At 36.1% G+C, this 26,997-nt stretch carries 20 protein-coding genes; 5 read left to right on the forward strand and 15 right to left on the reverse strand.

The features are described 5' to 3' along the window. Positions 1-11 precede the first annotated feature (11 nt). Positions 12-2,888, reverse strand: coding sequence for a carboxypeptidase-like regulatory domain-containing protein (locus FT993_RS06325; protein WP_147861703.1), 2,877 nt, complete (start codon positions 2,886-2,888; stop codon positions 12-14). Positions 2,889-3,016: 128 nt separating this feature from the next. Here FT993_RS06325 and FT993_RS06330 point away from each other — a divergent pair, with 128 nt between their 5' ends. After that, positions 3,017-4,102 carry an endonuclease/exonuclease/phosphatase family protein gene (locus FT993_RS06330; protein WP_147861704.1) on the forward strand — a complete coding sequence of 362 codons (1,086 nt, stop codon included), beginning with the start codon at positions 3,017-3,019 and terminating at the stop codon, positions 4,100-4,102. A 48-nt stretch (positions 4,103-4,150) separates the two neighbouring features. Here the strand turns inward: FT993_RS06330 and FT993_RS06335 are convergent, their stop codons facing one another. From FT993_RS06335 to uvrC, 9 genes are all read right to left on the reverse strand, one after another. Then, positions 4,151-4,591 (reverse strand): hypothetical protein, encoded by a 441-nt coding sequence (locus FT993_RS06335; RefSeq protein WP_147861705.1) that lies wholly within the window; start codon positions 4,589-4,591, stop codon positions 4,151-4,153. A 103-nt stretch (positions 4,592-4,694) separates the two neighbouring features. After that, positions 4,695-6,335, reverse strand: coding sequence for a choice-of-anchor J domain-containing protein (locus FT993_RS06340; protein WP_147861706.1), 1,641 nt, complete (start codon positions 6,333-6,335; stop codon positions 4,695-4,697). Between the two features lie 14 nt (positions 6,336-6,349). Continuing rightward, complete coding sequence (locus tag FT993_RS06345) at positions 6,350-8,890, reverse strand: TonB-dependent receptor domain-containing protein (protein WP_147861707.1); 2,541 nt, start codon at positions 8,888-8,890, stop codon at positions 6,350-6,352. 110 nt (positions 8,891-9,000) lie between these two features. Beyond that, positions 9,001-10,254 carry a peptidoglycan DD-metalloendopeptidase family protein gene (locus FT993_RS06350; protein WP_187240772.1) on the reverse strand — a complete coding sequence of 418 codons (1,254 nt, stop codon included), beginning with the start codon at positions 10,252-10,254 and terminating at the stop codon, positions 9,001-9,003. A gap of 83 nt (positions 10,255-10,337) precedes the next feature. Then, complete coding sequence (locus tag FT993_RS06355; protein WP_147861708.1) at positions 10,338-11,123, reverse strand: DUF3108 domain-containing protein; 786 nt, start codon at positions 11,121-11,123, stop codon at positions 10,338-10,340. A 276-nt stretch (positions 11,124-11,399) separates the two neighbouring features. Then, positions 11,400-12,569, reverse strand: coding sequence for a 4-hydroxyphenylpyruvate dioxygenase (hppD, locus tag FT993_RS06360; RefSeq protein ID WP_147861709.1), 1,170 nt, complete (start codon positions 12,567-12,569; stop codon positions 11,400-11,402). 31 nt (positions 12,570-12,600) lie between these two features. Then, complete coding sequence (locus FT993_RS06365; RefSeq protein WP_147861710.1) at positions 12,601-13,758, reverse strand: homogentisate 1,2-dioxygenase; 1,158 nt, start codon at positions 13,756-13,758, stop codon at positions 12,601-12,603. A gap of 149 nt (positions 13,759-13,907) precedes the next feature. Continuing rightward, positions 13,908-16,157, reverse strand: a complete 2,250-nt coding sequence (locus FT993_RS06370) for a patatin-like phospholipase family protein (RefSeq protein WP_255504437.1) — start codon at positions 16,155-16,157, stop codon at positions 13,908-13,910. Next, entirely contained in the window at positions 16,150-17,946 is a 1,797-nt protein-coding gene (uvrC, locus tag FT993_RS06375) for an excinuclease ABC subunit UvrC (RefSeq protein ID WP_147862008.1), read from the reverse strand. The genes FT993_RS06370 and uvrC overlap by 8 nt, the downstream gene beginning before the upstream one ends. Positions 17,947-18,142: 196 nt before the next feature. Here uvrC and FT993_RS06380 point away from each other — a divergent pair, with 196 nt between their 5' ends. From FT993_RS06380 to FT993_RS06395, 4 genes are read left to right on the forward strand one after another with little or no spacing between them, the layout of a single operon-like run. Then, positions 18,143-18,580: a RimK/LysX family protein gene (locus FT993_RS06380; RefSeq protein ID WP_147861712.1), complete on the forward strand. Its 438-nt coding sequence runs from the start codon at positions 18,143-18,145 to the stop codon at positions 18,578-18,580. A 4-nt stretch (positions 18,581-18,584) separates the two neighbouring features. Further along, positions 18,585-19,457, forward strand: coding sequence for a 30S ribosomal protein S6--L-glutamate ligase (gene rimK, locus FT993_RS06385; RefSeq protein WP_147861713.1), 873 nt, complete (start codon positions 18,585-18,587; stop codon positions 19,455-19,457). Between the two features lie 3 nt (positions 19,458-19,460). Then, positions 19,461-20,429 carry a succinylglutamate desuccinylase/aspartoacylase family protein gene (locus FT993_RS06390; RefSeq protein ID WP_147861714.1) on the forward strand — a complete coding sequence of 323 codons (969 nt, stop codon included), beginning with the start codon at positions 19,461-19,463 and terminating at the stop codon, positions 20,427-20,429. A gap of 3 nt (positions 20,430-20,432) precedes the next feature. Continuing rightward, the gene (locus tag FT993_RS06395) at positions 20,433-21,002 is read left to right on the forward strand and encodes a 5-formyltetrahydrofolate cyclo-ligase (protein WP_147861715.1); all 570 of its coding nucleotides are present in this window, start codon (positions 20,433-20,435) and stop codon (positions 21,000-21,002) included. Positions 21,003-21,045: 43 nt separating this feature from the next. Here the strand turns inward: FT993_RS06395 and FT993_RS06400 are convergent, their stop codons facing one another. From FT993_RS06400 to ileS, 5 genes are all read right to left on the reverse strand, one after another. Then, a complete protein-coding gene (locus tag FT993_RS06400) occupies positions 21,046-21,648 on the reverse strand; it encodes a hypothetical protein (protein ID WP_147861716.1) in 603 nt (200 codons plus the stop codon). After that, positions 21,635-22,096: a hypothetical protein gene (locus tag FT993_RS06405; RefSeq protein ID WP_147861717.1), complete on the reverse strand. Its 462-nt coding sequence runs from the start codon at positions 22,094-22,096 to the stop codon at positions 21,635-21,637. Before FT993_RS06405 ends, FT993_RS06400 begins: the two co-directional genes overlap by 14 nt. Before the next feature lie 285 nt (positions 22,097-22,381). Beyond that, positions 22,382-22,987, reverse strand: a complete 606-nt coding sequence (locus FT993_RS06410; RefSeq protein ID WP_147861718.1) for a lipoprotein signal peptidase — start codon at positions 22,985-22,987, stop codon at positions 22,382-22,384. Between the two features lie 162 nt (positions 22,988-23,149). Beyond that, positions 23,150-23,533, reverse strand: coding sequence for a TraR/DksA C4-type zinc finger protein (locus FT993_RS06415; RefSeq protein WP_147861719.1), 384 nt, complete (start codon positions 23,531-23,533; stop codon positions 23,150-23,152). Between the two features lie 4 nt (positions 23,534-23,537). Further along, complete coding sequence (gene ileS, locus FT993_RS06420) at positions 23,538-26,936, reverse strand: isoleucine--tRNA ligase (RefSeq protein WP_147861720.1); 3,399 nt, start codon at positions 26,934-26,936, stop codon at positions 23,538-23,540. Positions 26,937-26,997 lie beyond the last annotated feature (61 nt).

Raw genomic sequence — 26,997 nt, forward strand, 5'->3', positions numbered from 1 at the left:
GTATTTTCTAATTAAAATCTTAAGTATAAATTTAAATAATAAGTTGTTCCGTAGCCAAAGAAGTAGCGGTTACCAAAAATTGGTCCGTTTTCCCGAGCCTTATCTTCGGCTAAATTAGTGAAGTTAGAATTCCTGGATTGTTCAAAACCACCAGTTTTATATTCTGTATCAAAAACGTTGTTTATGGTTGCAAAGAATCCAACAAAATACTGATTTATTTTCCAAGATTTACCGCCAACGATGTTTACAAGTGTATAATCGCCAAAGTTTTCTTGAGCTAGCAATTGTTTTGCTTTGGCAGGATCATAGTCATTTCTAGGTAAACCGTCATAATCTAAATCGAAGTTAGCCGATCTGTTCAATGAAGAAATATCGATGTAAGCATCGTCAAAGTAGTTTGCCGTTACACCAATCCACCAGAAATCTGGATCTCTATATTCAAAACCTACTTGGAAAGCTTTTTCTGGTCCTCCCGCCACGTGATAGTCTTTTAAATTTGTCTTACCATCACCAAAACGTACTTCTCCTTTTTCGTTTACATTTGGCATTGCAGGATTAAAGTCATCACTGGTTAAATATAGATCTGGATTATTAGTATAGACATATTGGCCGTAAGATCCCGCAGCCTTAAGCTTAATGGTAGGGGTAACTTGAGCTTCTATACCAAACTCTGCCCCCATATTTCTTCTATCAATACCAGTAACCACTTCTTGCACAAAAGCGTCTCCTTCATCTATACCAAAACCAGAAAGATCTTGCGTAAAGTAGAAACCGATATCTGTACCGTCTTGAAAACCTGTGTAAAAACCTGTTAATCTTGCTTTCACTTTTGGCGTTCTATAAATATAACTCAGGTCTGCTGAAGTGATTTTCTCTGATTCTAACCCGGTTACAACATTATTATTTTGTCTAGCATTGCTAAAAGAGTTTCTTATATTAGGAGCTGTGGTGTAATATCCTGTATTAGCGCTAACCAAATGACGACCTGAAACTTTATAAGTAGCTCCGGCTTTTGCCCCAAAATTAGTAAAATCTAATTTTTCACTTTTACCAAAACTATTATCTAAAAAGTAACCATTTTTATATTTACCATCACGTTGGTATGTTGTATTTGAAACGTTTCCGGCAATATAGCCATCTACCCTTTTATACTTGAATTGGGCTTGTGCAAAAGCAGTAGCAACATTAGCTCTAATATCATAATTGTATTTATAGCGATCTCCTTCTCTCGCAATTCTGTTAGGATTGTTGACATCACTTTGAGCTAAGTCATTGATTCCTGAAGTTTCAATATTTTGAGGCTCTTCGGCAAAGAAGTCGACATCTAAATAACCAGTACCTCCCAGTAAATCTTTAACTTCGGCATAGTTCTCACTTAGCAAGCCTCTGTAGTTTAAAGATGCGTTTAAGGTGATATTTTGGTTAACATCTGAAGTAAAAATGGTATTTGCCGTAAACTGGGTATCATCTTGCCTGTCGTTTTGGATAATATAAATAGAATTTCCGCCCTTTGCTCGTGCAATCGCGTTGGCTTCATACAAACGGTTCCAGTTAAGTTGCCCGTCATTTACAAAGGCCTCTCTAGCTAAGTATGCAGCTTGATAATCTTTTGCTTCTGGGTTAGGAAAACGCAAATGGTAACTGGGTAAATTTTGGTAATATTCTGGTGTAGGGTTATTGCTTCCGCCCACATAGCTTATTTGCCCATCGCTACTTTCGACAATACGCGTACCTCCGTTATCAATTCTTGAGTTGGCAATTTTACCGGTTTGAAAAGCCACGTTGGTATTTAGTTTGGATTTATCTGAAATGTTCCAGTAGTGATTTAACATGACCACTGGCTCTTCTATTTCTTTAACTCTAGAATTTCTAATTTCTCCATCTTGATATCCCCATAAAGGATTGTATTCGACACCCTTTAAGTCTTTCACCTCTTGTGTAATAGCCGTTGCTTTTCCTCGTCTATTAGGTGTAAAAAATGCAGTTAAATTTAAACTATGATTGGGATTGATTTGTTTTTCAACTGCAGCAAAAAATGAATTAGCGTCATAAAGCGTACCGTCTTTAAAACCTTCTTCACCAAATCGGCGAGAAGCCAAAAAGGTATAAGACCAACCATTATTTAAAAGTCCAGAGCTGTAGCTTGCCATCACCCTTCCTTGGTAAGAACGGTTTGAAGCAGCATAAGAAACACGCCCACCTTTTCTGTATTGAGAAGCACGCATAATCATATTGGTTGTACCCGCAACACCACCAAAAGTATACTCATTAGCTTCTAGACCCATGGTGAAAATTTGGTTTCGTTGTACATCATTCAATCCGCCCCAGCTAGACCATTGCGGTCTACCGTCAAATTGTTTGTTCATTTCTATACCATTAATAAGCACTTTACCATTTTCATTATCAAAACCTCTAGGTCTAAAAAAGGTAGCACTAAAATCAAAGGCAGCAGCATTAAGGTAAGTATCTCGAGAAGCTTGTAAAAGTCCCGATAAGTTTGAAGCTGAACTTTCGTCTTCATCTAACTCACTTGCGCTAAGTGAAATTACACCTATTTGCAAATTTTCCTCATTTACATCTACCTTTAAACTTATGGTTTCAAGATCTAAGGTAGCGTTTTCATTAATGATTACGGGAAAACGTTTACTGATGTAGCCCTCTTTTACAAAAGAGACAACCTGCTCTCCCAAGGGCAATTCATAACGATCAAAAATAAATTCTCCCTTAGCATTTGTTTTTAGACTAAGTGTGGTTTCTTCAACACTTACTTCTACATCGGGTAATTCTTCATTAGTAATTGCGTCAACAACTTTTCCCTTAACTATGGTTTGCGCCCATAGACTAGAAGAAATAATCATTAGAGCAAAAAGAAATAATCCTTTTTTCATTTTCTTAATGTAGTTTTCTTAATTATTAAACTATTTGTGCCTAATTTAGCAAATGCAAATTTACATTAAATACTTGCATAACCTACGTAACACGTAAAATTTAAATATTTGTTAAAATACGAAAAATTATGAATAAGCAGTTTCTTTTATTGGTTTTAGGTCTCTTTCTAATTGGTTGCGGACCCACAGGAACAACCACAAACAGCAGTAATACCAAAAAAAGCTATCAAGTAAATACAATTGCATTTTATAATCTAGAAAACTTATTTGATGCAGAAGACGACCCTAGTAAGAATGATGAATATTCTCCTATTATGGAGATGGATGAAGGGCTTCGCCAATCTGTTTATGAAAAAAAATTAAAAAATATGGCTTCTGTTATCAAGCAAATTGGTAGCGATGTAGCGCAGAACGCTCCCGCCGTAGTTGGAGTTTGTGAGATCGAAAACAAAAAGGTGCTAATAGACTTACTTAATGAGCCCGATTTATTACCTTACAATTATCAAATTGTACATTATGAGTCACCAGATCGTCGTGGGATTGATGTAGGATTGATTTATCAGAAAGACCTTTTTCAAGTTTCTAATAGCGTTTCACACGAATTAAAAATTTTTAGAAGCGACAATCCCGATAAAAAAGTGTATACCAGAGACCAGCTTGTTGTGAGTGGTTTTTTGAATGGAGACAAAATGCACTTTATTGTTAATCATTGGCCTTCCCGTAGTGGCGGTGAAGCACGAAGCAGTTATTTAAGAGAGGCTGCAGCCGATTTAAATAGAAAAATAGCCGATTCTTTACTTGCCATAGACCCATATGCAAAAATTATTACTATGGGTGATTTTAACGACGGGCCTTACAATAAAAGTATTAAAGAGAATTTTGGCGCTAAAGCGGAAAAAGAAACTACTAAGCTAAAAGAGTTCTACAATCCATTTGAGAGTATGCAAAAATCTGGAATAGGAACAATTGCTTATCGAGATAGCTGGGATTTATTTGACCAAATGTTACTAAGTCACGGATTTTTAGATAAAGATTATAGCACTTATAAATATTACAAAGCAGGAGTATTTAATCCTCCTTTTCTTGCTACTCCGCGCGGTAAATATAAAGGATACCCCTTTAGAAGTTTTTCAAACGGAGGTTTCTCTGGTGGTTACAGTGATCATTTTCCTGTATTTGTGTACCTAATTAAGGAAATAGATACTTCTCTTTAATTAGAAATTTAAGTAAAAAAAAATCCGGTTTAACCGGATTTTTTTATTTTAAAACCATTGATTCCACGGAATCATCAGTAAAATAGCTATCAAAGCTAAAGTATAAAATATCGCTAGAGTTTTTAATTTTGGTGTAGATGACAACTTCTTTTTATGTTTTGAGTAACCCATCGTAATTAATACAACGGCAATAATCATAAGCGTAGGATGCTCTACATTATAAAGACGCAATAAAGGATCTTTCATTATTGTTCCCACCTCTAAGTTATCTTGAAACCAAAGTATTTTGGGTGATTTAAAAAACAAAACGATACCTAAGAGTAATTGAATGTGTGATGCAATAAGCGCAAATAAAGAAATTCTAAAATCATTTGGCGAATAGCTGCGTTTTGTAAAATAGCCAGCTAGTGCGTTTATCGTTGCCAAACCGACTACGAGTAATACCAAATAAGCCCAAAAAGAGTGAAAATGAAATAAACCTGTGTACATTGTTTTTGTTGTAAATATACGGAATAATTTTAGGCAAAAAAGAATCGGTTCTTTTATTGCTAAAAGAACCGATTTAAAAAAAATAGGCTAAATCAATTTAGGTTTACTCTTGTAAAACCCAAGCGCCATTTTCTTTGATTACATACATAGTATCTACACCAGAGCTACCGTTGTAGTATGCATAAGAAACTGCGTATTTTTGACCTTCTTCTGCGTCGGGATTAATGTCATTTAAAACAACATTTATCGCCTCTAAAATCATATCATTGGTCCAGAAGTTTTTATTACCCTCTCTTAAGTCAAAGTTTTTATATCTTCCCGCACTACTAGCCGGATCTGGATACTTCTCGGCTAACTCGCTTTCTATGGTTAAGTAATCAGCCTCGGTAAGGGTGTAATTAATGGTATTATCGGGTACCCAAGTACCATCTTCAAAACCAAACTGCAAGCTTACCTCTTGAATACTTTCGTGTCGGTTCCACATACCCATTTCATAATAATAATAATCACCGCGCGTTTGGGTTTCATCGCCATTATAATAGTTATATACCAAGAATATAGCATCTCCTTCTTGAACGTATGGGAACATTTTATTCAAGAAAGCTGGAAGGTAATTTTCTGGTTTGTCTGAGTTACTAAAGTTATTGTAACGTCCTGGACTTCCCATTTCATCATAATCTGCTGCTTGTAAATTATAGGCAGCATCATCTTTTACCCACTCGCTACCATCAAACATATAAAAATGCTTGTAAGTGTTGCTTTCGCCTGTAATTCCAATGGTTTTAAGAGCAACCGTTTTAACTCTCCAACGAGCTGCATCTGATGAAGTAGACTCATACTTTAATGCAATGTTGATGGTCTCACCTTCATAAGCAGAAAAGTCATAATTTTCACTTAAGATAAAGTCATTACTTGAACCGGTTGGGGTAGTTGCCAAGTTAATCTCTGTCCAAGTCGCGGTATCTACATCATTTGTATAATCTGTAGCTACTAAAATCTTAAGTAAAGACATATCTGTTGCATAGTTGATAGCTTGATCAATTTGGAAACGCAAATCGGTTTCATTGGTTAAATCAATGCTTGGAGAAACCAACCAGTCAATATTAGCTTGGGGACCAGAATTAAATCCGTTTCCTTGTATATAATCTGTTCTAGACTCCCAACCTTCTGCTCCTAGTTTATCTTCAATCGCCCATCCTTCTAAACTATTAGCAAAATTGTAATTAATAAAATCGGCAAAACCAACAACAGGGTCCTCGATATATTGATCGTACTCTACTAATAACACATCACCTTCTTGAGCATTTGGCATTTGAGCACTTAACACTTGATCTATACCCTGTTCAATATTAGCATTGGGGTAAAATCCATTGGCGTCGCTACCTGTTAAAGCATAATCTGCTTTAGTAAGCTCATAATTCATAGCTCCAGTGTAGTCGCTTAATCCGTCTTTTCTACCTACATATAAATTATAATTAACCATTACGGTAGATCCAGTACCCCAATATGGGTATTGATTTTCTAAAACGGTAGGAATAAGTTGTTTTGCTTCGTCTTCAGAATTAAAGCTAGTAAAATCTAACTCTAAAAGATCTGTATAGTCATCTTCGGTTAAGGTGTAGTTTGCCTCTCCTTTAACTTCCTCTTCTTGCGCATCTATTTCATCATGGATATCCTCCATCGGCTCACAGCCCATAAAAAGGACACCAAGTAGCGCTGCGTATAAAAATTTTATATTTTTCATAAGTCTATGTGGTTTTAAAATTTAATTTTAGCCCCTAAGGTATAGGTTCTTCCAAAGCCGTACCATACCAAAGCATCTTGGTAACTAGAAGTTCTTCCATCACGGGCATCTGCGATATATTCTGTATCAAGTAAGTTGTTTACGTTACCAATTATCGTTGCATCTAAACTTCCTAATTTAAAGTTATGAACTAATCCTAAATCTACCAAACCGTAAGATGGTGCTTCCCATGCCTGCTTACTGTTGGCATTTGTACGGTTATTCGGATCGAAATCTGCGAAATAATCATCGTAGAAGTTATAATCTAAACGTAAGGTTGTGCTAGGTAAAACATCGTAGTCAACGCCTAAACCAAATGTGGTTTGAGCCGCATCTCCCACTTTCAGGTCTTCGATGAAAATATCTATGGTATTCACTAGGTTTTGCTCATCGTCAAAAATCTCTACTCCTTTTACATCATCTTGCCATTTCCAGTCACCAATAGAAGCCATTGCTCTAAGGGTTAAATTATCAAATGGTCTGTAATCTACATCTAATTCGATTCCTTGGTGAATTGCATTAATTCCTAAAATATTTGCACTACCAAAAGAACCATCTGGGTTATTAAAAGATCTAGTTAAAGTTCTATCTTTCCAATTGGTTCTATATAAGTTTAAATTCACGCGTAGGTTGTTAGCTCTATAACCGTAACCTAACTCGGCACTAAAAATCTTTTGATTTTCTGCATCTTCGTTGATGTCATTTTGAAAGTTTAAGAAAACCGCTCTAAAGAAAGGAGCTCTTTCAAAATATCCTACGTTAGCGAATACATTGTGATGGTTATCAATGTTATAGTTTGCACCACCTTTTGCGCTATAACCAAAGAAGTTTTGAAAATCTGTTTCTTGCTCTGGATCTGAATCTAAATAGTTGAAATAATCGATTCGCTTGTAAGAAGTATTAGATGCAGCTAAAGATACAAACGCAGACAAATCATTTTTAGAGTATTCTGCTTGTGCAAAAACACCTTCCCAAAGTACAATACCATCGTTGTAATAACTTATCTTATCATCAACTTTAGCATTATTCACAGGATTGTTTACATTGCTGTCATCATTAAAAAACTGACCTCCTAACAGGTCTTTAACGCTCTGAAAGTGCTCTCCTTTATAATATCTTAAATCTACACCAGCCATTAAGTCGATATCATCTGTAAGCTCTGTACTTAAAGTAGAAAGCGCACCGTACCAAGAATGGTTGTTATTTGAATCTCTAATTATGGTCTCTGAACCTAATGCGCCACGATCAACGTTTTCTTGTACAATTAGATCTAAATTTACAGGCTGTAAGTCTCCGTTTCTATAAGGCGAGTTATCTATACCAAATTTGTTTGTTCCAGAGTATCCGCTACCTCCTCCTGTACCGAAAGAAGCATAAACAGCGGTAGATAAATCTGTTTTATCACTGATATTCCAAAAGTGATTTAAAGAGATTTGTGGTTTGTGGTAGAAGTTATCTTCTACGTTATATTCTTGACCGTTTTTATACCCCCAGTCTCTATTAAAACGAATTCCGCGTTCGCTGCGTTGAAAGGTTTCAATAAGCTCGCGGTTTTGGCGTTGTCCATGTCTTTGTGGCGCACCAAAAGCGGTAAATGAAAGTTGGTGATCTTCTCCTATTTCTTGAGCTAAGTTCACAAAATAGGAATACCCTTCAAATTTTGTTCCATCTACAAATCCGTTTCCAGATGTTTTTGAAGCTGAGATAGTTGCTGCAAAACCACTATCTAATCTTCCTGTAGAAACTGTTGCTCCAAATTTTTGGTAACCATCGTTACCTGTTGTAGCAAAAAAGCTACCTCCTTTTTTAACATCGGTAGTTTTTGTAATAATGTTTACCGTTCCACCAATAGAAGGAACAGCTACTTTTGAAGCCCCTAAACCTCTTTGCACCTGCATAGAACGTGTAACATCTGCAAGACCTGCCCAGTTACTCCAATAAACTCTACCGTTTTCCATATCATTAACAGGAACCCCATTAATCATTACAGCGATGTTCTCTGAGTTAAATCCGCGTAAGCGAAGTTCTGAATCTCCAAAACCTCCACCACCTTTGGTTGCATACACACCAGGAGTAGATTTTAAAATTTCTGGAAATTCTTGATTCCCTAATTTAGTTTCGATATCTTGTGCTTTTATGGTAGAAACCGCAACGGGTGTTTTTCTATCTATCGCTAAAGAATAGGTTGTAATTAGAATTTCATCTAATGCGCTGTTGTCTGCCTCCAGGCTAATTTCTCCTAGTTCTAAAGTTTGACCGTTAGTAAGGGTAAACGGAATTTCTTTTTTCTTAAACCCTACGTAAGAAACAACAAGTTTTCCATTAGATTTATCCGCTTTAAGCGAAAAGTTACCGTCAAAATCTGTTGTTGCCCCCGCGTTGGTACCAAATACCATCACGTTGGCTCCAGGTAGTGGCGTGTTCATTTCTGAGTCGGTTACGGTACCTTTAATTGTACCTTGTGCCATCAAGAAAGATGTTACCAAGAACATCCCAACCAAAATTAAGTTTTTCATTTTAAAGACTAATTTTATTTATTTTGTCGCTGCAAAAGTAATCAAAAAAAGTCTTTTTATTTTAGGAATTCTTAACAATAATATTAATTTAAGGTTAACGAATGTGAATTCTATAAATTTAGGTCGTCTAACTTAGCAGTTTTAATGTTGTTGAGTTCTTTCTTGATAGGTTCAATAGCCAAGAAATATTCTGGCTTCAAGCTTTCTTTTAAAGGTTCTGAACTGGGTAAGTTTTGTTTGTAAGGATCTACTTGTTTACCGTAAACCCAAAATCTGTAACATACGTGAGGACCCGTTGCCAAGCCTGTACTACCCACAAAACCTATCACATCACCTTGTTTTACGCGCTGGCCTACTTTCACGTTTCGCTTAGACATATGCAAGTATTGAGTTGTATACTTCTCATTGTGTCTTACTTTTACATAATTACCATTACCACGGGTATAGCTAGACTTGATAACTACCCCATCTGCCGTCGACCAAATAGGGGTACCATGAGGAGCAGCATAATCGGTTCCTTTATGAGCTTTCCACCTTTTTTGTACTGGGTGAAATCTTCTTTTTGTAAATCGTGAAGAAATTCTAGAAAATTGCAAAGGTGCTTTTAAAAAAAAGCTTTGTAAGGAGTTGGCTTCGTCATCATAGAATTTAGAAAAACCTGAAATGCTATCCTTTCCAAATTTAAAAGCGTAATACGGATTGTCGTAATGAGTAAGAACAGCAGCTTCAATTCCGGCTAGACCGGCATAAATGGTATCATTTATATATTTTTCTTTATAAATGACCTTAAAATGATCTCCTTTTTGAAGCTTAAAGAAATCTACCTTCCATTGATACATACCCGATAGTTGATCGGCTAGGGCGAGACTCAAGCCTTCTCGATCCATGGCAGCCGACAAAGAAGATGCGATTACCCCGCTAGCTTTTCTTCTTTTTATAGTAACTGGTTTTTTGCCTTTTTTAGCATAGATGCTATCTTTTAAGAAAATAGTAGTATAATTAATGCGGTCGTGCTCATAGACTAAGGCCTCGATTTGGCCGGTAGTGTCTTTTGTTTGCAAAACGGTATAAGGTTTACCAGCATTAATTCGAGCCACATTAAAAACATCTTTAATTTTATCTGAAATGACAAATACTTGTGCTGGAGCTACCCCATATTTATCTAAAATAGCGCCGAAACTATCACCAGGTTTAATAGTATCCCGTTTGACATTATAATTATTTAGCACCAAATCGTACTCTTTTATAACTTTAAGCTTCGCAACCTTTTTTTCAACAAGAGCTGAAGATTTCTTGTCGGATTCACATTTAACACTTAAAAATGGTGCACTAAGTAATAAGACGTAAAAGAGATATTTGGGCAAGATTTTTGTTTTTTTACTGAATAATTTATAAGTTTTCAAAAATATTTAAACGTTAGCTGATTTACAAAAACTAACAAGCTTTTTTATCGTTTTTGAAATTGAATGGGGTGCTTTAAGTTCTTGTAGTCTTCTAAATCTGCTTCAAGAGAACCAACTGCCAATTTTGCTTTTATTTTTATAGGCGCTTTATTTTCATCATCACTTACCCAAAAAGTTAAGCTTTCTTCTTCTTCAAAGACTCGACCAGCCTGAACGTAAGGTCTAAATTTAAGCGCTTGAACGTATCCGAATTTTGTTTTTACCCGGTCTCTACCTAGAAATACAGTCTTAAAAAGATAATTTTCATTATCAAAAAATAAATTTAATTTGAAATCATCTCCTTTTTGTAATGTTGATCTGTCTATTTTTTCTCTTAGGTAATAAAACACTGAGAGCATATCTTGAACATTGGGTTTAATATCAAAACTTTCTTTTTTATTATACTTCTTATCGTGCACAAGCACGGTTTTTTGTTCATGATCAAAAAATAGCTCCTTATTTTTGGTATGACCACCTTCATTGATTTTACGAATAAACCGCACTGGTTTTTTGCTTTCTTTATCTATAAAAGTCTGATAATCATCATCAACCTCAAAAAACAGGTGAAGCAATCCGGTTGATTTCCCGCGCCCTCTTACATGGTAAACCTCTCTACCTTCATACATTTGATCTTTTACACTTAGTGTGGCATAGCTCGCATTGAACCAACCATAGTGAATCCTAAATTTAAAATATTCATCACTTTCAAAGGCGCTAAATTCCTGGGCTTGAGTATTGAGAGAGCTTGTCAATATACCCAAAAAGATAATTAATTTAAGTTGATTAATCATGTAACAAATTTTTAATTAAGTTTACAAGTACCGTTCCAAATTTAGGAAAACAAAAAACCCCACCAAATACATGATGGGGTTTTCCGCTTATTAACCAACTAAAACTTAAATTTATGAAAAAAATTCTTCAAAAATTACCTTCTAAGGAACCACCCTCAAAAGGCTCGGCAAAAGTACGACTATTTTACATTACTGCAAGCCTTTAAATTCACTTTAACCTTATTTTAATATAGTTAACAATTTATTAACAATACAATTAAAGTTAAGAGCTATAATTTAGCTTTTATCTAATGTACCCCTTAAAGCTTGTTCACGCTCAATAGACTCAAATAAGGCTTTAAAGTTTCCTGCGCCAAAGCCTTTTGCACCCATTCGCTGTATTATTTCAAAAAACAAGGTAGGTCTGTCTTGCACTGGTTTGGTGAAAATTTGTAAAAGATAGCCTTCTTCGTCTGCATCAACCATAATACCTAGACTTTTTAGACGCTCTAAATCTTCGCGCAACTCGTGGCTAAATTCCTCTAATCTTCCTGGTACTGCTCTATAATATTCATCTGGCGGAACAGATAAAAACTCTACTCCTCGCGCACGCAAATCGGAAACTGTTTTTATTATATCATCTGTACTTACTGCAATATGTTGTACACCCGCACCTTCATAAAAGTCTAAATACTCCTCGATTTGTGATTTTTTTATGCCTTCTGCGGGTTCATTGATAGGGAATTTTATACGCCCGTTGCCATTACTCATTACTTTACTCATTAAGGCAGAATATTCGGTATGTATCTGTTTGTCATCAAAAGACAAGAAATTTACAAATCCCATTACGTCTTCATACCACTTTACCCAAGTATTCATTTCATTCCAGCCCACATTACCTACCATATGGTCAATAAACTTAAGTCCAACAGGTTCTGGTTTAAAGTCTGATTCCCAAATTTTATAACCGGGCAAGAAAGTACCCTTAAAATTTTTACGTTCTACAAACATATGTACGGTTTCACCATAGGTATAAATACCAGCCTTTACCACTTCACCGTTTTCATCTTTTTCTACTGTTGGTTCGAGAAAAGACTTTGCGCCCCTTTTTGTGGTTTCTTCATACGCTGCACGTGCATCTTCTACCCATAGAGCAATCACTTTTACCCCGTCACCGTGTTTAACAATATGGTCGTTTACTTTGCTTTTTGAATTTAAGGGTGAAGTTAAAACTAGTCTAATTTTATCTTGAACCAACACATAAGAAACGGTGTCTTTGCTACCTGTTTCTAAACCTTTGTACGCTAAAGATTGGAAACCAAAAGCCGATTTATAAAAATGGGCCGCTTGTTTGGCATTTCCTACATACAATTCAACATAATCTGTTCCTAAAAGCGGCAAAAAATCCTGCGCGCCATCAAAAATCTTTTCTAATCCGTAATTTACAGATTCTATCTTTTTACTCATTACAATTTAATTTTGTCTGTTGTTTTATTATTTAAGCCAACCAAGATTTAAAATAATCTTCATCGGCAATTTTCATAGCTTCCTCTGTTACTTGTAGCGGCTTAAAAGTATCTACCATTACCGCTAATTCTTCGGTTTTAACCTGACCTATACTTCGCTCTACCGCTCCGGGGTGCGGCCCGTGTGGGATTCCTGCAGGATGAAGTGAAATATGCCCCGCTTCAATATCGTTTCTACTCATAAAATCACCGTCTACATAGTACAGCACCTCATCGCTATCTATATTAGAATGGCTGTAAGGCGCGGGGATAGCCTCTGGATGATAATCATATAATCTAGGGCAGAAAGAGCACACCACAAAAGCATCTGTTTCAAAGGTTTGATGAACTGGTGGCGGCTGATGTATACGACCTGTAATAGGTTCAAAATCGTGAATTGAAAATGCATAAGGATAATTATAACCGTCATAACCTACCACATCAAACGGATGGGTGGCATAGGTCATATCAAAAATTTCTCCTTGCTTTTTTACCTTTATAAGAAAGTCTCCCTCTTCATCGTAGGTTTCTAATTCATAAGGCTGCCTAATGTCTCGTTCACAAAATGGGCTATGCTCTAATAATTGCCCAAAATGATTGCGGTAACGCTTAGGCGTGTACATAGGCCGGCTAGACTCTACAATAAACAAACGGTTTACCTCATCATCAAAATCTATTTTATAAATAGTTCCTCGTGGTATAAGTAAATAATCTCCATATTTAAAATCAAGGTTACCCAATTGGGTTCTTAACTTACCCGAGCCTTGATGTATAAAAATCATTTCATCCTCATCGGCATTTTTATAAAAATACTCTTTGGTACTTTGTTGAGGCGCCGCTAAAACAATACTACAGTCTGAGTTGGTTAAAACGGTTTTCCTACTCTTTAAAAAATCTGGCTCTGGTCGCGTTTGAAATCCGCGAAAGCGATAAGATTTAATATTGTTTTTAATGGCCACTTTTGGCTTAACGCTGTAAGGGTCTTTAACCGCCTTAACTTGAGTGGGTCTGTGCTCGTGGTACATATTTGAAGACATACCATCAAAACCTATAGTACCAAACAACTGCTCGTAATACAATTTACCATTGGGTTTTTTGAAAATAGTATGTCGCTTGGGCGGAATTTTTCCTAATTTATGATAGAAAGGCATAGGGCAAATTTTAGTTTTAAGTTTGTTAAAATAAAGCTAATTTTACAAATATCGGTATTTTTATGGAATATATAAACCGAATTACAAACAGAGCAGTGCTTTATTATTTTTTATAGATTTAAGGTATGAAGCTATAAAAATAGAACCGCTTAGAACGCGTAGCCCAAACTAAAAAACCACTCGCTTTTATTACGCTCGGGCGACTGGGTATACCTTATTTCAATGGGACCTAAAATTGTTTCAAGACCATAACCAAAAGAAAAGCCCGTATAGTCTGGTAAGCTTAACCAATTGCCGGTTTCAAACAAATCATTTTCTACATTGGCCATCGCATAGCCTAGGGTAAAATGATTTTTTGGTAAAAATTCTATATCGGCATTTATTTGACCCTTGATATAACTGTCTGCCGATAGGCTCACAAAATCATAACCATAAAAGGGTACAAAATTATTTATAGGTTTTGCGCCATACCCTCCTAATACAAAATCGAGGGCACCCATACTGTTTTTCCCGATCCTAAAACCAGCCTCAGAATCTACCTTAAATCGCAACCAAGGATTTACGGAAAAGGTATAACCTAAATAACCACTAGCGATTGAAAACTCAGAAAACGCATAAGTTTCTTTTTGCGCAAATAGATACAAATTAAAATTTGCTTTAAATTTAAAACCTCGGGTAGGAAAATGAGCATCGTCAAAAGTATCGTAATACAAATAACCCAGTACACTGTATACGTTACTCTCCTCAAGAATGGCAAAAGGCAATGATTGTTGATTTTCTTCACCAAAAATAGTTTCGGTTTCAATTCTTGTATATTTATGCTCTGCCCCTACACCAAACTTAAAGTGTTTAGATAAAAAAGTCTCGGCGTAAAATTGATTTGTAAAATCAAAATAATGCACATCTACCATATTTACATCGAGATTGGGTATATCTATATTTTCGTTTATGGTTTTAAAGGCAACGTTTTTATTAAATTGATTTACTCGAGAATTTAAACCTAAACTCCAGTAAACTCCTTTGTCAAGATAATATTGAAAATCATACCTAAAATTATCTCCGGCAATACCGTCGAATGACAAAATATCATTGGAAAAGAGCAAGCTTTTATGTGTAAAATTGACCAATGCAGCACTACGGTAGAGCTCGTCAAAATGCAGCCCAAATCGCAAAAAAGTATCGGTCTTATTCTCGGTCACTTCAAGTATTAAATCAAATTTATTATCTGGCTGTGGCAATAACCTATAAGTGATTCGCTTAAAGTTTCCTGTTGCCGAAATATTTTGTAAACCGTCATTGAGTTGGGTGTAAGCTATTTTTTGATTTTCATTTATTTTTAAGCGCCCCCTGATGTAGTTTCTAGGATATTTACTACTTCCCATAATAGCAATATTTTGAATAAATAGGGAATCTCTTGGCTGTAAGTCTTTATGTTTATAATTCAGCTGCTTCTGTTTTTTTGCAATTTCTTGAAAGATTGATCTATATTCTGCCGCAACTTTTTCTCCTTCTTTTATAATTTGTTTCCCTTTATCAAAAGACAAAACAGTGTAAGCACTTATATCTGGTTTTATATAAACATCTGTCTCTAGACGTTTCTCTTTCATATCATGGATCGTTCTAAAATTATTGATTTGAGTAAAAATTTCTAGTACCGATTGCAACTTATCTCTGTTTACCAAACTATCTTGTACGTCTATACCTATTATATAATCTAGATTTTTTGCACGCAACAAGCGCACTGGGTAATTATTGGTTACCCCACCATCTATTAGTAATTGACCATTAATTTCTACTGGACTAAATAAGGTTGGTAGTGCACCACTAGCACTTACAGCTTCGGGCAAACCACCTTTATCTAACACTACTTCTTTTCCGGTCTCTACATCTGTCGCCATACAGAAAAAGGGTATAGGTAGTTTTGAAAAGTCTTTTATATCTCTTACTGGGTGCATCAATTGGGCTAATAAATTATAAAAATTTTGTCCTTTCGAGAGACTAGAAGGTAAACTCAATTTAAATTGATTAAACGGTAGGATCAAAGCATAGCGCTCGGAATCATTCTTCTCGTAAAAAGACTTTGCATTTCTAGGAACTTGATCTTGCAGAAGTTGTTCAAAATTAACCGAATTAAAAATTGAATCAAGCTGGTGGGCTGTATAGCCTGTTGCGTACAAAGAACCTACTATAGCACCCATACTTGTACCGGCAATATAATCTACCCGCATCCCCGATTCTTCAATAGCTTTTAATACACCTATATGAGCCAGTCCCTTTGCTCCGCCTCCACTTAATACTACACCAACTCTTGGGTTTTCTGGTATAGATTTATGCTCTTGAGCCACTAATTGCACCACCCAAAAACAAAATAATAAGAATATAAGTGAAGGTTTATTCATGATTTTCATAAAATTGATATATCAGCTGGGCTTTTGCTAATCCAACAACCTCTTGAAGCTCCTCAAGACTAGCTTTTTTTACTTTAGAAACCGAGCGGAAATGTTTGAGTAAACTTACCGCCGTTTTTTCACCTATACCTGGTATTTCTTCTAAGGCAGTACCTAAAGCAGCTTTACTACGCTTGTCTCTGTGAAAAGTAATACCAAAGCGGTGAGCTTCATTTCGTAATTGCTGTATAATTTTTAAAGTTTCTGATTTTTTATCTAAATATAAGGGATATTTATCACCTGGGTAAAACAATTCTTCTAATCGCTTAGCTATGCCAATTATTGCAATCTTACCGCGTAAATTCAAATCGTCTAAAGCTTTTAGAGCCGAATTCAATTGCCCTTTACCCCCATCTATTATAATGAGTTGAGGCAAGGGCTGCTCTTCTTGGAGTAGCCGTTTGTATCGCCTGAATACGACCTCTTCCATCGAGGCAAAATCATCTGGACCTTCTACCGTTTTAATATTAAATTTACGGTAATCTTTTTTACTAGGCTTCCCGTTTTTAAATACCACGCAAGCGGCTACAGGATTTGTTCCTTGAATATTCGAGTTATCAAAGCATTCGATATGCCTGGGTTCTTCATTGAGGCGTAGGTCTTTTTTCATTTGTGCCATTAAACGATTGGTATGCCTATCGGGATCTACCATTTTCATTTGCTTAAATCGCTCTTGTCTAAAGTATTTCGCATTACGTAAAGAAAGATCTACAATAGCTTTTTTATCACCCAACTTAGGTACGGTAACTTTTACTCCTTCTACGGTTTTTACAGGAAAAGGTACAAAGATTTCTCTTGACATGGAGTTAAATCGTTGTCTGATTTCGGTAATGGCCAGCTCAAGCAATTCTTTATCGGTTTCATCGAGTTTTTTCTTAAGCTCAATAGTATGTGAACGAATGATGCTCCCGTGCGAAATCTGTAAAAAATTCACATAACCATAACCTTCATCCGAAATAATCGAGAAAACATCTACATTGGTAATTTTAGGATTAACTACTGTACTTTTAGCCTGATATTTTTCAAGCACCTCAATTTTCTCCTTAATTCGCTGCGCCTCTTCAAACTGCATATTCTCTGCATAGGTCTGCATCTGACTTTTAAACTGCTGTAGCGAATCTTTAAAATCTCCTTTTACAATTTGCCGAATATGCTCTATATTTTTATGGTATTCTGTTTCAGACTGTAGGTCTTCGCAAGGCCCTTTACAATTTCCTAAATGATACTCTAAACACACCTTATACTTGCCTTGTTCTATTTTTTGCTTAGATAAATCAAAATTACAGGTTCGCAGTTGATAAAGCCCTCTAATAAGCTCTAGCAAGGTGTTTACTGTTTTAAAACTGGTATAAGGCCCGTAATATTCGCTACCGTCTTTTATTAATCTACGTGTTGGAAAAACCCGAGGAAAACGTTCGTTTTTAATGCAAATCCAAGGATAAGTTTTGTCATCCTTTAACATAACATTAAATCGGGGCTGGTATTTTTTTATAAGGTTATTTTCTAGCAACAAGGCGTCGGTTTCAGAGTTTACCACAATGTGTTTTATGGTTTTTATCTTCTTCACCATCACCGCAATGCGGTGGCTATCGTGCTTTTTATTAAAGTAAGAACTTACTCTCTTTTTTAAGTTTTTGGCTTTACCAACATACAAAATCTTCCCGGCCTTGTCGTAATATTGATAAACACCAGGGCTGCTGGGTAATGTTTTTACTTGTATCGCTAAATCTGGCTGCTCCATAGCCCAAATATACTGTATTTTCTTACCAACAAATAAAAGTGGTGGACTCAATTAAAAAGAATTTGAAATATCAAATTTTCGAGTATTTTTGACAAAAAATAAAAGTATACGCTAGACGCTTCCGCGGAAAGCAATCTGCAAATTTTTATAAGCTTTAAATTTTAAGTACCTTTTCCTTTTTAATATTGTTTTGCCCATGAAAACCACCTCTTCGCCAATTATCGTAGGAAGATGTGATGTAGCCGATTTCCCTTTGTTAGCAATTAAAGACATTGCTATTAAAATTGATACAGGCGCTTATACCTCATCTATACACTGCAAAGACATTCAGGTAAAGGAGAACAAATTGCATTGCGTATTTTTAGACCCTGAACATCCCGAATATAACGGCAAATCTTTTGTTTTTGATCAATTTAAACAAAAGAAGGTAAAAAGCAGTAACGGGCAGGTGCAACTGCGTTATTTAATAAAAACGCGTATTTTTTTATTTGAACAAGAATACCCAATAGAATTAACCTTAAGCGACCGTGAAGAAATGAATTTCCCTATCTTAATTGGTCGTAAGTTTTTAACGCATCGCTTTATAGTTGATGTTAGCAAAGAAAACCTATCAAAATTGAATAAACCTCACTAATGATATGAATATTAAAATTCTCTCTAGAAACCCAAATTTATACTCTACTCAGCGTTTGGTTGAAGCAGCCAAAAAAAGAAAACATGAGGTAGAGATTATAGACCCCTTAAAATGCGATATTGTCATTGAAAAACGCAAACCCAATATTTATTATAAAGGTAAATACCTAGAACACGTAGATGCGGTAATTCCTAGAATCGGTGCTTCGGTTACTTTTTATGGCACTGCTGTAGTTAGACAATTTGAAATGATGAACGCTTTTACCACGACGGGATCTGAAGCATTACTGCGTAGTCGGGATAAATTGAGAAGTTTGCAGTTGCTGTCTAAAGCAAAAATTGGTTTACCAAAGACCGTTTTTACCAATTATTCTAGAGACGTTGAAGGGGTTATCAATCAAGTGGGCGGCACCCCGTTGGTGATTAAATTATTAGAGGGCACCCAAGGATTAGGAGTTGTTCTAGCCGAAACTAAAAATGCAGCCAGGTCTGTAATTGAAGCTTTTAACGGCTTGCAAGCTCGTGTAATTGTTCAAGAATTTATCAAAGAAGCTAAAGGTGCCGATATTCGTGCTTTTGTGGTAGATGGGCACGTAGTAGGTGCGATGAAGAGACAAGGAAAAGAAGGAGAATTTAGATCTAATTTACACCGTGGCGGTTCTGCAGAAATCATAGAACTTTCTGATGAAGAAGAAGTAGCTGCCGTTAGAGCCGCAAAAGCTATGGGGCTTGGCGTAGCTGGAGTTGACATGCTGCAAAGCTCTAGAGGGCCGTTGATTTTAGAGGTCAATTCTTCTCCAGGTTTAGAAGGTATAGAGAAAGCTACCAACAAAGATATCGCTAAAAGCATCATTAGATTTATTGAAAAAAATGCATAAATTTTGGGTGAGCTAGATCAAAATAATGCACTGCACCTGTTAGGGCAAACAATTCAGCCCGGTGAAAGTGCACGTCTCAATTTTAACTCGGCCAAACTATTTACCGCTAGCCCTGTAGAAGTACCTGTAATTATTGAACGATCAAAAAAGCCAGGGCCCATTGTCTTATTTACCGCTGGTGTTCACGGCGATGAAATAAACGGAATAGAGGTAGTGCGCCAACTTATTTCGAGAAAAATAAATAGACCTAAAATAGGAACCATAATTTGTATTCCTGTTTTTAACGTTTTTGGTTTTTTAAATTTACAAAGGGAGTTTCCTGATGGAAGAGACCTAAACCGGGTTTTCCCGGGCTCAAAAAAAGGTCCGCTTGCCTCGCGATTTGCCTATCAATTCACCCAAGAAATTTTACCAGTAGTAGATTATTGCGTAGACTTTCATACTGGTGGTGCTAGTCGATTCAATGCTCCGCAAATACGTATTAGAGAGAATGATGAGCCTTTATTAGAATTGGCTCATATTTTTAATGCTCCTTTTATAGTTTACTCGAGTACCATTAGCAAATCTTATCGCGCATCTTGCTACCAAGCCAATATTCCTACCTTGTTATTTGAAGGAGGAAAATCTCTAGATAACAATAAACAAATCACCCAAATTGGGGTGCAAGGTTGCCTACGTTTATTAGGTCACTTAGGTATGTTAAAAGGTTCATTTGATTTAAAACCTGCCAGCAAACCTCCCATTTTGGTAAGCCAAAGTAAATGGATACGCGCCGCACATAGTGGTTTACTGCATTTAAAGGTGGCTTGTGGAAAAAAAGTAGATCAAGGTGAGGTACTTGCCCAGATTACAGATCCATACGGATCGTTTAGATATTTGGTAAAAGCTAGGTCGTCGGGTTATATAATAAACGTAAACGAATCGCCTATTGTCTACCAAGGAGACGCTTTGTTTCATTTATCTATTTCTTAATATATGACAAACAAGAATCAAATCCGTAAAATATACAAAAAAAAGCGTCAGGCGCTAACTAAGGAATTATTAGAAAAAATGAGCTTGGCCATAGCGAATAAGGCGGCCCAATTACCTATATGGGATTTTTCTTTTTACCATATTTTTTTACCTATTGCTAAACAAAATGAGGTGAATACAGAGTTTATGTTGCACTTGTTGCAGGGTAAAGATAAAAATATAGTACTGGCTAAAAGTGATTTTAAAAATTTTACTTTACAGCATTTCTTGCTTACGGATACGACTAAAATAAAAGTTAATGCCTATGGTATACCAGAACCTGTTGATGGAATTACAATTCACCCTCAACAGATTGAGGTGGTGTTTATGCCGCTCTTAGCTTTTGACCTTAACGGAAATAGAGTTGGTTATGGAAAAGGATTTTACGATAGGTTTTTAAACGAATGCCAAGCCAACACAATTAAAATTGGACTTTCTTTTTTTGAGGCAAAAGAAAAAATAGATTCCAATGGATTTGATGTACCCCTAGATTATTGCATTACGCCTAGCAAAACCTATCGTTTTAATCATTAAAAAAGCCAACCGAAAGGCTAGCTTTTAATTGGTGAACTTTAGTTTAAAAACTGTATCCAATACGTATATGCAAGTCTAAAAACACATCGTCTTTATCTATCTTGTATAAGTATTTATCTTCATCTATAAAAGCGCGCACATAACCAACACCTAAGCCTAACTCGTAGTTAAAATGTTTACCTATGCTGCGTCTAATTCCCCATTTGGGTACGATTCTTATCTGATCGATAACCTCGAGATTATCTACATTAGACACTACAAACCAATCAGGGTTATAAGCCGTTTGAATAGCCAAAAAGTTTCCGCTATTTTTAGATGTTTTACGTTTTTTTACCGCTCTTTTCTTAAGGTTATAATACCATCTTGGCTCCGCCGATATCACCGGCGCTAAAGCATAATTTACCCGGTTGTTTTCTTGGTAAATACTACCACCAAAAGCGGCCATATCGAGGCCAACTTCAGTTCTTAACGCCAAAGTGTTACTCAAGCCAAATTCGTATTGTCCCCAAACCCCTAAAAAGCCCGTTTGAACACTAAAAAAACCGTCTTCTACTTGACCTTCGTTGTTATTTGTTTGAGCGTATAAAGCATTTTGGGTAAACAGCAAGGACAATACCCCAAGGATAAATAATTTAGTTTTCATCATCTATTTTTATATAGGTGTTAATTAAGTTAGATTCAAGACTTTCGTCATAAGTTTCTAAAACTAGTGTTTTTTTGTCAATTACCTCAAATTTCACTTGCTGTTTCATTTCTGAAGTACTGCCGTCAACTTTAACTTCACCCGAGATAAAAATTTGATTCTCACTCAACTCAACCCAATTGACATTTGCATTGAAAAGCACCTCACAATCATTTGCTGAAGAATTATTTTTGTATAAAACAATTTCTAGTGCACCATCTGATTTAAAGTGAAAAGTAGATTGTTTTTCACAAATCGTTAGAGAGCGCCAATCTGTTGATTCCCATTGCCAAGTACCTATTATTGAATTTGTTTCTAAGGAGAAATCCTGTTCGGATTGAGCATCGTCATCACCATTACATGAAACTAGAAAAATCGATAAAAATAGAGTTAAAAGCGGGTAAAATTTCATAAAATTAGTTAATGCAAGTAAAGCTAAAAAAAAAAAAAACGAAACATCCAAGTTTTACCTTACAAAATAGGTTTTTGCTAGATTAATTATGATTCAATCCATCAAAATTTAGGGAAACCTGTTTTATCTTAACCAAATCAATTCTTTTCAATAGTAGTCACTTTTACTATAGGCAGTTTATAAAATATACATATACTTAATCGAGAAGATTGACTAAACCAAGTTTCGTTTTTTGAAATTACAGCGTGCAGCCGTATAATTGAGATTGGTAATGTATTAAAATGCCTAGTTGTCTTCTTTAGGAAATGCTTTTTTATTAAAAAGAATCAATAAGATAACCCCTACAGTAATAGCGGAGTCTGCGATATTAAATACCGGCTCAAAGAACGTAAAATAATCGCCGCCCCAGAAAGGAATCCATTCGGGTAACACCCCGCTCCATAACGGGAAATAAAGCATATCTACCACTTTTCCGTGAAATAGCGTGGCATAGCCACCATTTTCAGGCATAAAGCTGGCCAATTGATTTATGCTATGGTCAAAGATAATTCCATAAAAAACAGAATCGATAATATTACCCAAAGCTCCGGCGAAAATAAAAGCGATACATATAATTAATATTTTTGAGGCTTGTTTTTTTACCGAGTCATACAACCAATAGCCAATACCCGAAATGGCCACCAATCTAAAAAGAGTCAAGAACAATTTACCATATTCGCCTGGTATTTGAGCGCCCCAAGCCATTCCATTATTCTCAACAAATAGAATTCTAAACCAATTAAATACAAAAATTTCTTCACCCAAAACAAAATGAGTTTTAATATAAATTTTTGAAATCTGATCAATCAGTAATATAATAAAAATAAGAAGTCCCGCTTTTTTAAGTGACATGGTGTGCAGTTTTGTTGGCGTAAAAATACAAGATTATTATAAATCTTATACTCAGAAATCAACTCAAATGAATTTAAAATGAAAAGTATTTCTACAAATGATACAAAAAAGGTTTCGTTTAAAAAGAATTCAAACGAAACCTTTTGCAGAATTTTCTGCTATTTATTTTTGCATATTTTTAGCTTCAATACTTAAAGTAGCGTGGGGTACGAGTAATAATCGTTCTTTTTTAATCAATTTGCCTGTTACCCTGCAAATACCATAGGTTTTATTCTCTATACGAATTAAAGCGTTTTTTAGATCGCGAATAAACTTCTCTTGTCGGATAGCCAATTGTGAGTTGGCTTCTTTACTCATTACCTCGCTTCCTTCATCAAAAGCTTTAAAAGTAGGTGAAGTATCATCTGTACCATTAGAACTATCGTTCATATAGGCACTTTTATACAGTTCTAACTGCGCTGAAGCCTTTTCAATTTTCTCTAAAATGATGGCTTTAAATTCTTCTAAATCGGCATCACTATACCTTTCTTTAATCTCTGTATTCATAGTTTTATTTTTTTATAGCAAGACGGGTGTTTACATCATCAAAGTTCACTTCTAACCCATCTTTTAACTCATCAACAAGTTCGAGTTTTGCTGTGAGTGTTTCGTTTTTAATATAAGATTCATTGGCCAAGACAGCCTGCTCGACCAGTCCGTCTTTTTGTATTTTTACTTCAATTTTATCGGTAACCTCAAATCCAGAATCTTTTCTCAAGTTTTGAATTCTGTTCACCAGCTCTCTGGCGATTCCTTCTTGTTTAAGTTCTGGACTAATATGCGCATCTAGCGCTACGGTTAAACCGGATTGCGTAGCAACCAACCAGCCCTCTATATCTTCTGAGGTGATTTCTACGTCATTCAGCTGCAAAATAGTTAATTTCCCATTAACTTCTAAATTAATTTCACCTTCCTTTTCTAATTTGGCAATTTTATCCGCCTCAAGGCTACTAATAGCAGCAACAACAGCCTTCATTTCTTTTCCAAATTTAGGTCCAAGGGTTTTAAAATTAGGTTTAATTTTTTTAACCAATATTCCCGAAGTGTCATCAATCAATTCAATCTCCTTTACATTTACCTCAGATTTGATCAGGTCTTCTACCGCCAATATTTCTTCTCTAACGCTCTCGTCTAATACAGGAATCATCACGCGTTGAAGTGGTTGCCTTACTTTTATCATTTCCTTCTTTCTTAATGATAACACCAAACTAGAAATTACTTGTGCTTTTTTCATTCTATTTTCAAGTGCCTGATTAATCATACTCGCATCAGACGCTGGAAATGTGCTCAAATGTACACTTTCTGGCATATCTGCTAGTGAAACCGCTGTTAAATCTTTGTAAAGTCTGTCCATATAAAATGGCGCTATCGGTGCCGCTATTTGGGCCACTTTTAACAAACAAGTATATAAAGTTTGGTAAGCCGATATTTTATCTTCTTGGTATTCACCTTTCCAGAATCTTCTTCGGCACAGACGCACGTACCAGTTACTTAAATTTTCTTGTACAAAGTCTGAAATTGCGCGAGCAGCCTTGGTAGGCTCATAACTAGCATAATAAGCATCTACATCTTTGATTAAGCTATTAAGCTCAGACAATATCCAACGATCAATTTCGGGTCTTTTGGCTAGAGAAACCTCTTCTTCTTTATAGGTAAACCCGTCTATATTGGCATAAAGCGCGAAAAAAGAATAGGTGTTGTACAAAGTTCCAAAAAACTTACGACGCACCTCTGCGATACCTTCGAGGTCAAATTTTAAATTATCCCATGGGTTGGCATTGCTTATCATATACCATCGCGTGGCGTCTGGACCATAGGTAGATAAAGTTTCAAAGGGGTCGGCAGCATTGCCTAATCGCTTAGACATTTTTTGTCCGTGTTTATCTAATACCAAGCCGTTTGACACTACATTTTTATAGGCTACATCATCAAAAACCATGGTAGCGATGGCGTGTAAGGTATAAAACCAACCTCTGGTTTGATCTACCCCTTCGGCAATAAAATCGGCTTTTCTTAGTGTTGCTTCGGTGGCTTGCTTATTTTCAAACGGATAATGCCATTGGGCATAAGGCATGGCTCCAGAGTCAAACCAAACATCTATCAGGTCGGCTTCGCGTTTCATTGGCTTACCACTAGCCGAAACCAGTACAATTTTATCGACCACATTTTTATGTAAATCGACTTGATCGTAATTAGCATCACTCATATCGCCTACCACAAAATCTTCAAAGACATCTTTTTCCATAAAACCAGCTTCTACCGAGCGTTTCATTTCGGCTTTCAACTCTTCTATAGAACCAATAATAATCTCCTCTTTCTTATCTTCTGTACGCCAAATAGGTAGTGGGATACCCCAATATCTCGATCGCGATAAATTCCAATCATTGGCATTGGCTAACCAGTTACCAAACCTACCCTCTCCAGTCGAGGCGGGCTTCCAATTTATGGTAGTATTTAATTGGTGCATACGATCTTTTACCTCGGTTACTTTTATAAACCAAGAATCTAGAGGGTAATATAATATAGGTTTGTCTGTACGCCAGCAATTTGGGTAACTGTGCACATACTTCTCTACCTTAAATGCTTTATTTTCTTCTTTAAGCTTAATGGCTATTTCAACATCAACCGACTTATCTGGGGCTTCTTCGGGGGCATAGTATTCATTTTTTACATACTTCCCGGCCAATTCTCCCATCTCGGGTCTAAATTTACCTTGCAAATCTACTAAAGGCACTAAATTCTCTTGCTCATCTAGCACCAACATAGGAGGCACAGGCGGATTAGCTTGTTTAGCGACCAGCGCATCATCTGCTCCAAAAGTGGGCGCGGTATGCACAATACCTGTACCGTCTTCTGTGGTCACAAAATCACCTGCAATAATTCTAAAGGCATTTTCTGGAGTTTCATAAGGTTTTGCGTAGGGCAGCAATTGCTCATAACGAATACCTACTAAATCTTTACCTAGAAAAGTGTTGGTCACCAAATAAGGTATTTTTTTATCTCCTTGTTGAAAATTAGCCAAAGCTTTCTCATCTTCAACGCCAACATATTTTTTATCAAATTGCTTATTCACCAAATTCTTAGCAACTACTAAACTAACTGGCTCAAAGGTGTATTGATTATAGGTTTTAACCACCACATACTCAATTTTTGGACCTACTGTAAGTGCGGTGTTACTTGGGAGTGTCCAAGGAGTAGTGGTCCAAGCTATAAAGTGCAGGTTTTCAAAGTTGGCTAAATCTGCAGGAAGACTGCTCGCTACAGCTTTAAACTGTGCCGTTACGGTAGTGTCGGTAACATCTTGATAAGTACCTGGCTGATTTAGCTCGTGTGAGCTTAAGCCTGTTCCTGCTTTTGGTGAGTAAGGTTGAATGGTATAGCCTTTATATATAAGTCCTTTTTTGTAAATTTCAGACAGTAACCACCAAACGGTTTCCATGTATTTAGGCTTATAAGTAATATAAGGATCATCCATATTTACCCAATAGCCCATTTCTTCGGTAAGTTTTGACCAAACATCGGTATAGCGCATTACGGCATTTTTACAAGCTTGGTTATATTCTTCTACAGAAATTTTAGAACCGATATCCTCCTTAGTAATACCCAACTCTTTTTCTACCCCTAACTCTACGGGCAAACCGTGGGTATCCCAGCCGGCTTTACGGTTTACCTGAAAACCTTTTTGTGTTTTATATCGGCAAAATATATCTTTAATACTTCGCGCCATAACATGATGAATACCTGGTAAACCATTGGCAGAGGGCGGACCTTCAAAAAAAACAAAAGGCCGATTACCTTCTCTGGTACTTACACTCTTTTCAAAAATTTGATTTTCTTTCCAATAGCTCAGTATCTCTTGTGCTACTACTGGTAAATCCAGTTGCTTGTATTCGGTAAAATTTTTACTCATGGCGCTGTCTTTCAAAATAAATTGCGAAATTAAGGATTTTTGTTTAACCTGATAATGAACA

The organism is Mesonia sp. HuA40, from assembly GCF_008017835.1.
In the GTDB taxonomy this organism is placed as follows: Bacteria; Bacteroidota; Bacteroidia; order Flavobacteriales; family Flavobacteriaceae; genus Mesonia.

What these genes read in the sequence shown, in the direction of transcription:
- FT993_RS06325 (WP_147861703.1), bottom strand. Translation starts at nt 2,888, where the DNA reads ATGAAAAAAGGATTATTTCTTTTTGCTCTAATGATTATTTCTTCTAGT.
- FT993_RS06330 (WP_147861704.1), top strand. Translation starts at nt 3,017, where the DNA reads ATGAATAAGCAGTTTCTTTTATTGGTTTTAGGTCTCTTTCTAATTGGT.
- FT993_RS06335 (WP_147861705.1), bottom strand. Translation starts at nt 4,591, where the DNA reads ATGTACACAGGTTTATTTCATTTTCACTCTTTTTGGGCTTATTTGGTA.
- FT993_RS06340 (WP_147861706.1), bottom strand. Translation starts at nt 6,335, where the DNA reads ATGAAAAATATAAAATTTTTATACGCAGCGCTACTTGGTGTCCTTTTT.
- FT993_RS06345 (WP_147861707.1), bottom strand. Translation starts at nt 8,890, where the DNA reads ATGAAAAACTTAATTTTGGTTGGGATGTTCTTGGTAACATCTTTCTTG.
- FT993_RS06355 (WP_147861708.1), bottom strand. Translation starts at nt 11,123, where the DNA reads ATGATTAATCAACTTAAATTAATTATCTTTTTGGGTATATTGACAAGC.
- hppD (WP_147861709.1), bottom strand. Translation starts at nt 12,569, where the DNA reads ATGAGTAAAAAGATAGAATCTGTAAATTACGGATTAGAAAAGATTTTT.
- FT993_RS06365 (WP_147861710.1), bottom strand. Translation starts at nt 13,758, where the DNA reads ATGCCTTTCTATCATAAATTAGGAAAAATTCCGCCCAAGCGACATACT.
- FT993_RS06370 (WP_255504437.1), bottom strand. Translation starts at nt 16,157, where the DNA reads ATGAATAAACCTTCACTTATATTCTTATTATTTTGTTTTTGGGTGGTG.
- uvrC (WP_147862008.1), bottom strand. Translation starts at nt 17,946, where the DNA reads ATGGAGCAGCCAGATTTAGCGATACAAGTAAAAACATTACCCAGCAGC.
- FT993_RS06380 (WP_147861712.1), top strand. Translation starts at nt 18,143, where the DNA reads ATGAAAACCACCTCTTCGCCAATTATCGTAGGAAGATGTGATGTAGCC.
- rimK (WP_147861713.1), top strand. Translation starts at nt 18,585, where the DNA reads ATGAATATTAAAATTCTCTCTAGAAACCCAAATTTATACTCTACTCAG.
- FT993_RS06395 (WP_147861715.1), top strand. Translation starts at nt 20,433, where the DNA reads ATGACAAACAAGAATCAAATCCGTAAAATATACAAAAAAAAGCGTCAG.
- FT993_RS06400 (WP_147861716.1), bottom strand. Translation starts at nt 21,648, where the DNA reads ATGATGAAAACTAAATTATTTATCCTTGGGGTATTGTCCTTGCTGTTT.
- FT993_RS06405 (WP_147861717.1), bottom strand. Translation starts at nt 22,096, where the DNA reads ATGAAATTTTACCCGCTTTTAACTCTATTTTTATCGATTTTTCTAGTT.
- FT993_RS06410 (WP_147861718.1), bottom strand. Translation starts at nt 22,987, where the DNA reads ATGTCACTTAAAAAAGCGGGACTTCTTATTTTTATTATATTACTGATT.
- FT993_RS06415 (WP_147861719.1), bottom strand. Translation starts at nt 23,533, where the DNA reads ATGAATACAGAGATTAAAGAAAGGTATAGTGATGCCGATTTAGAAGAA.
- ileS (WP_147861720.1), bottom strand. Translation starts at nt 26,936, where the DNA reads ATGAGTAAAAATTTTACCGAATACAAGCAACTGGATTTACCAGTAGTA.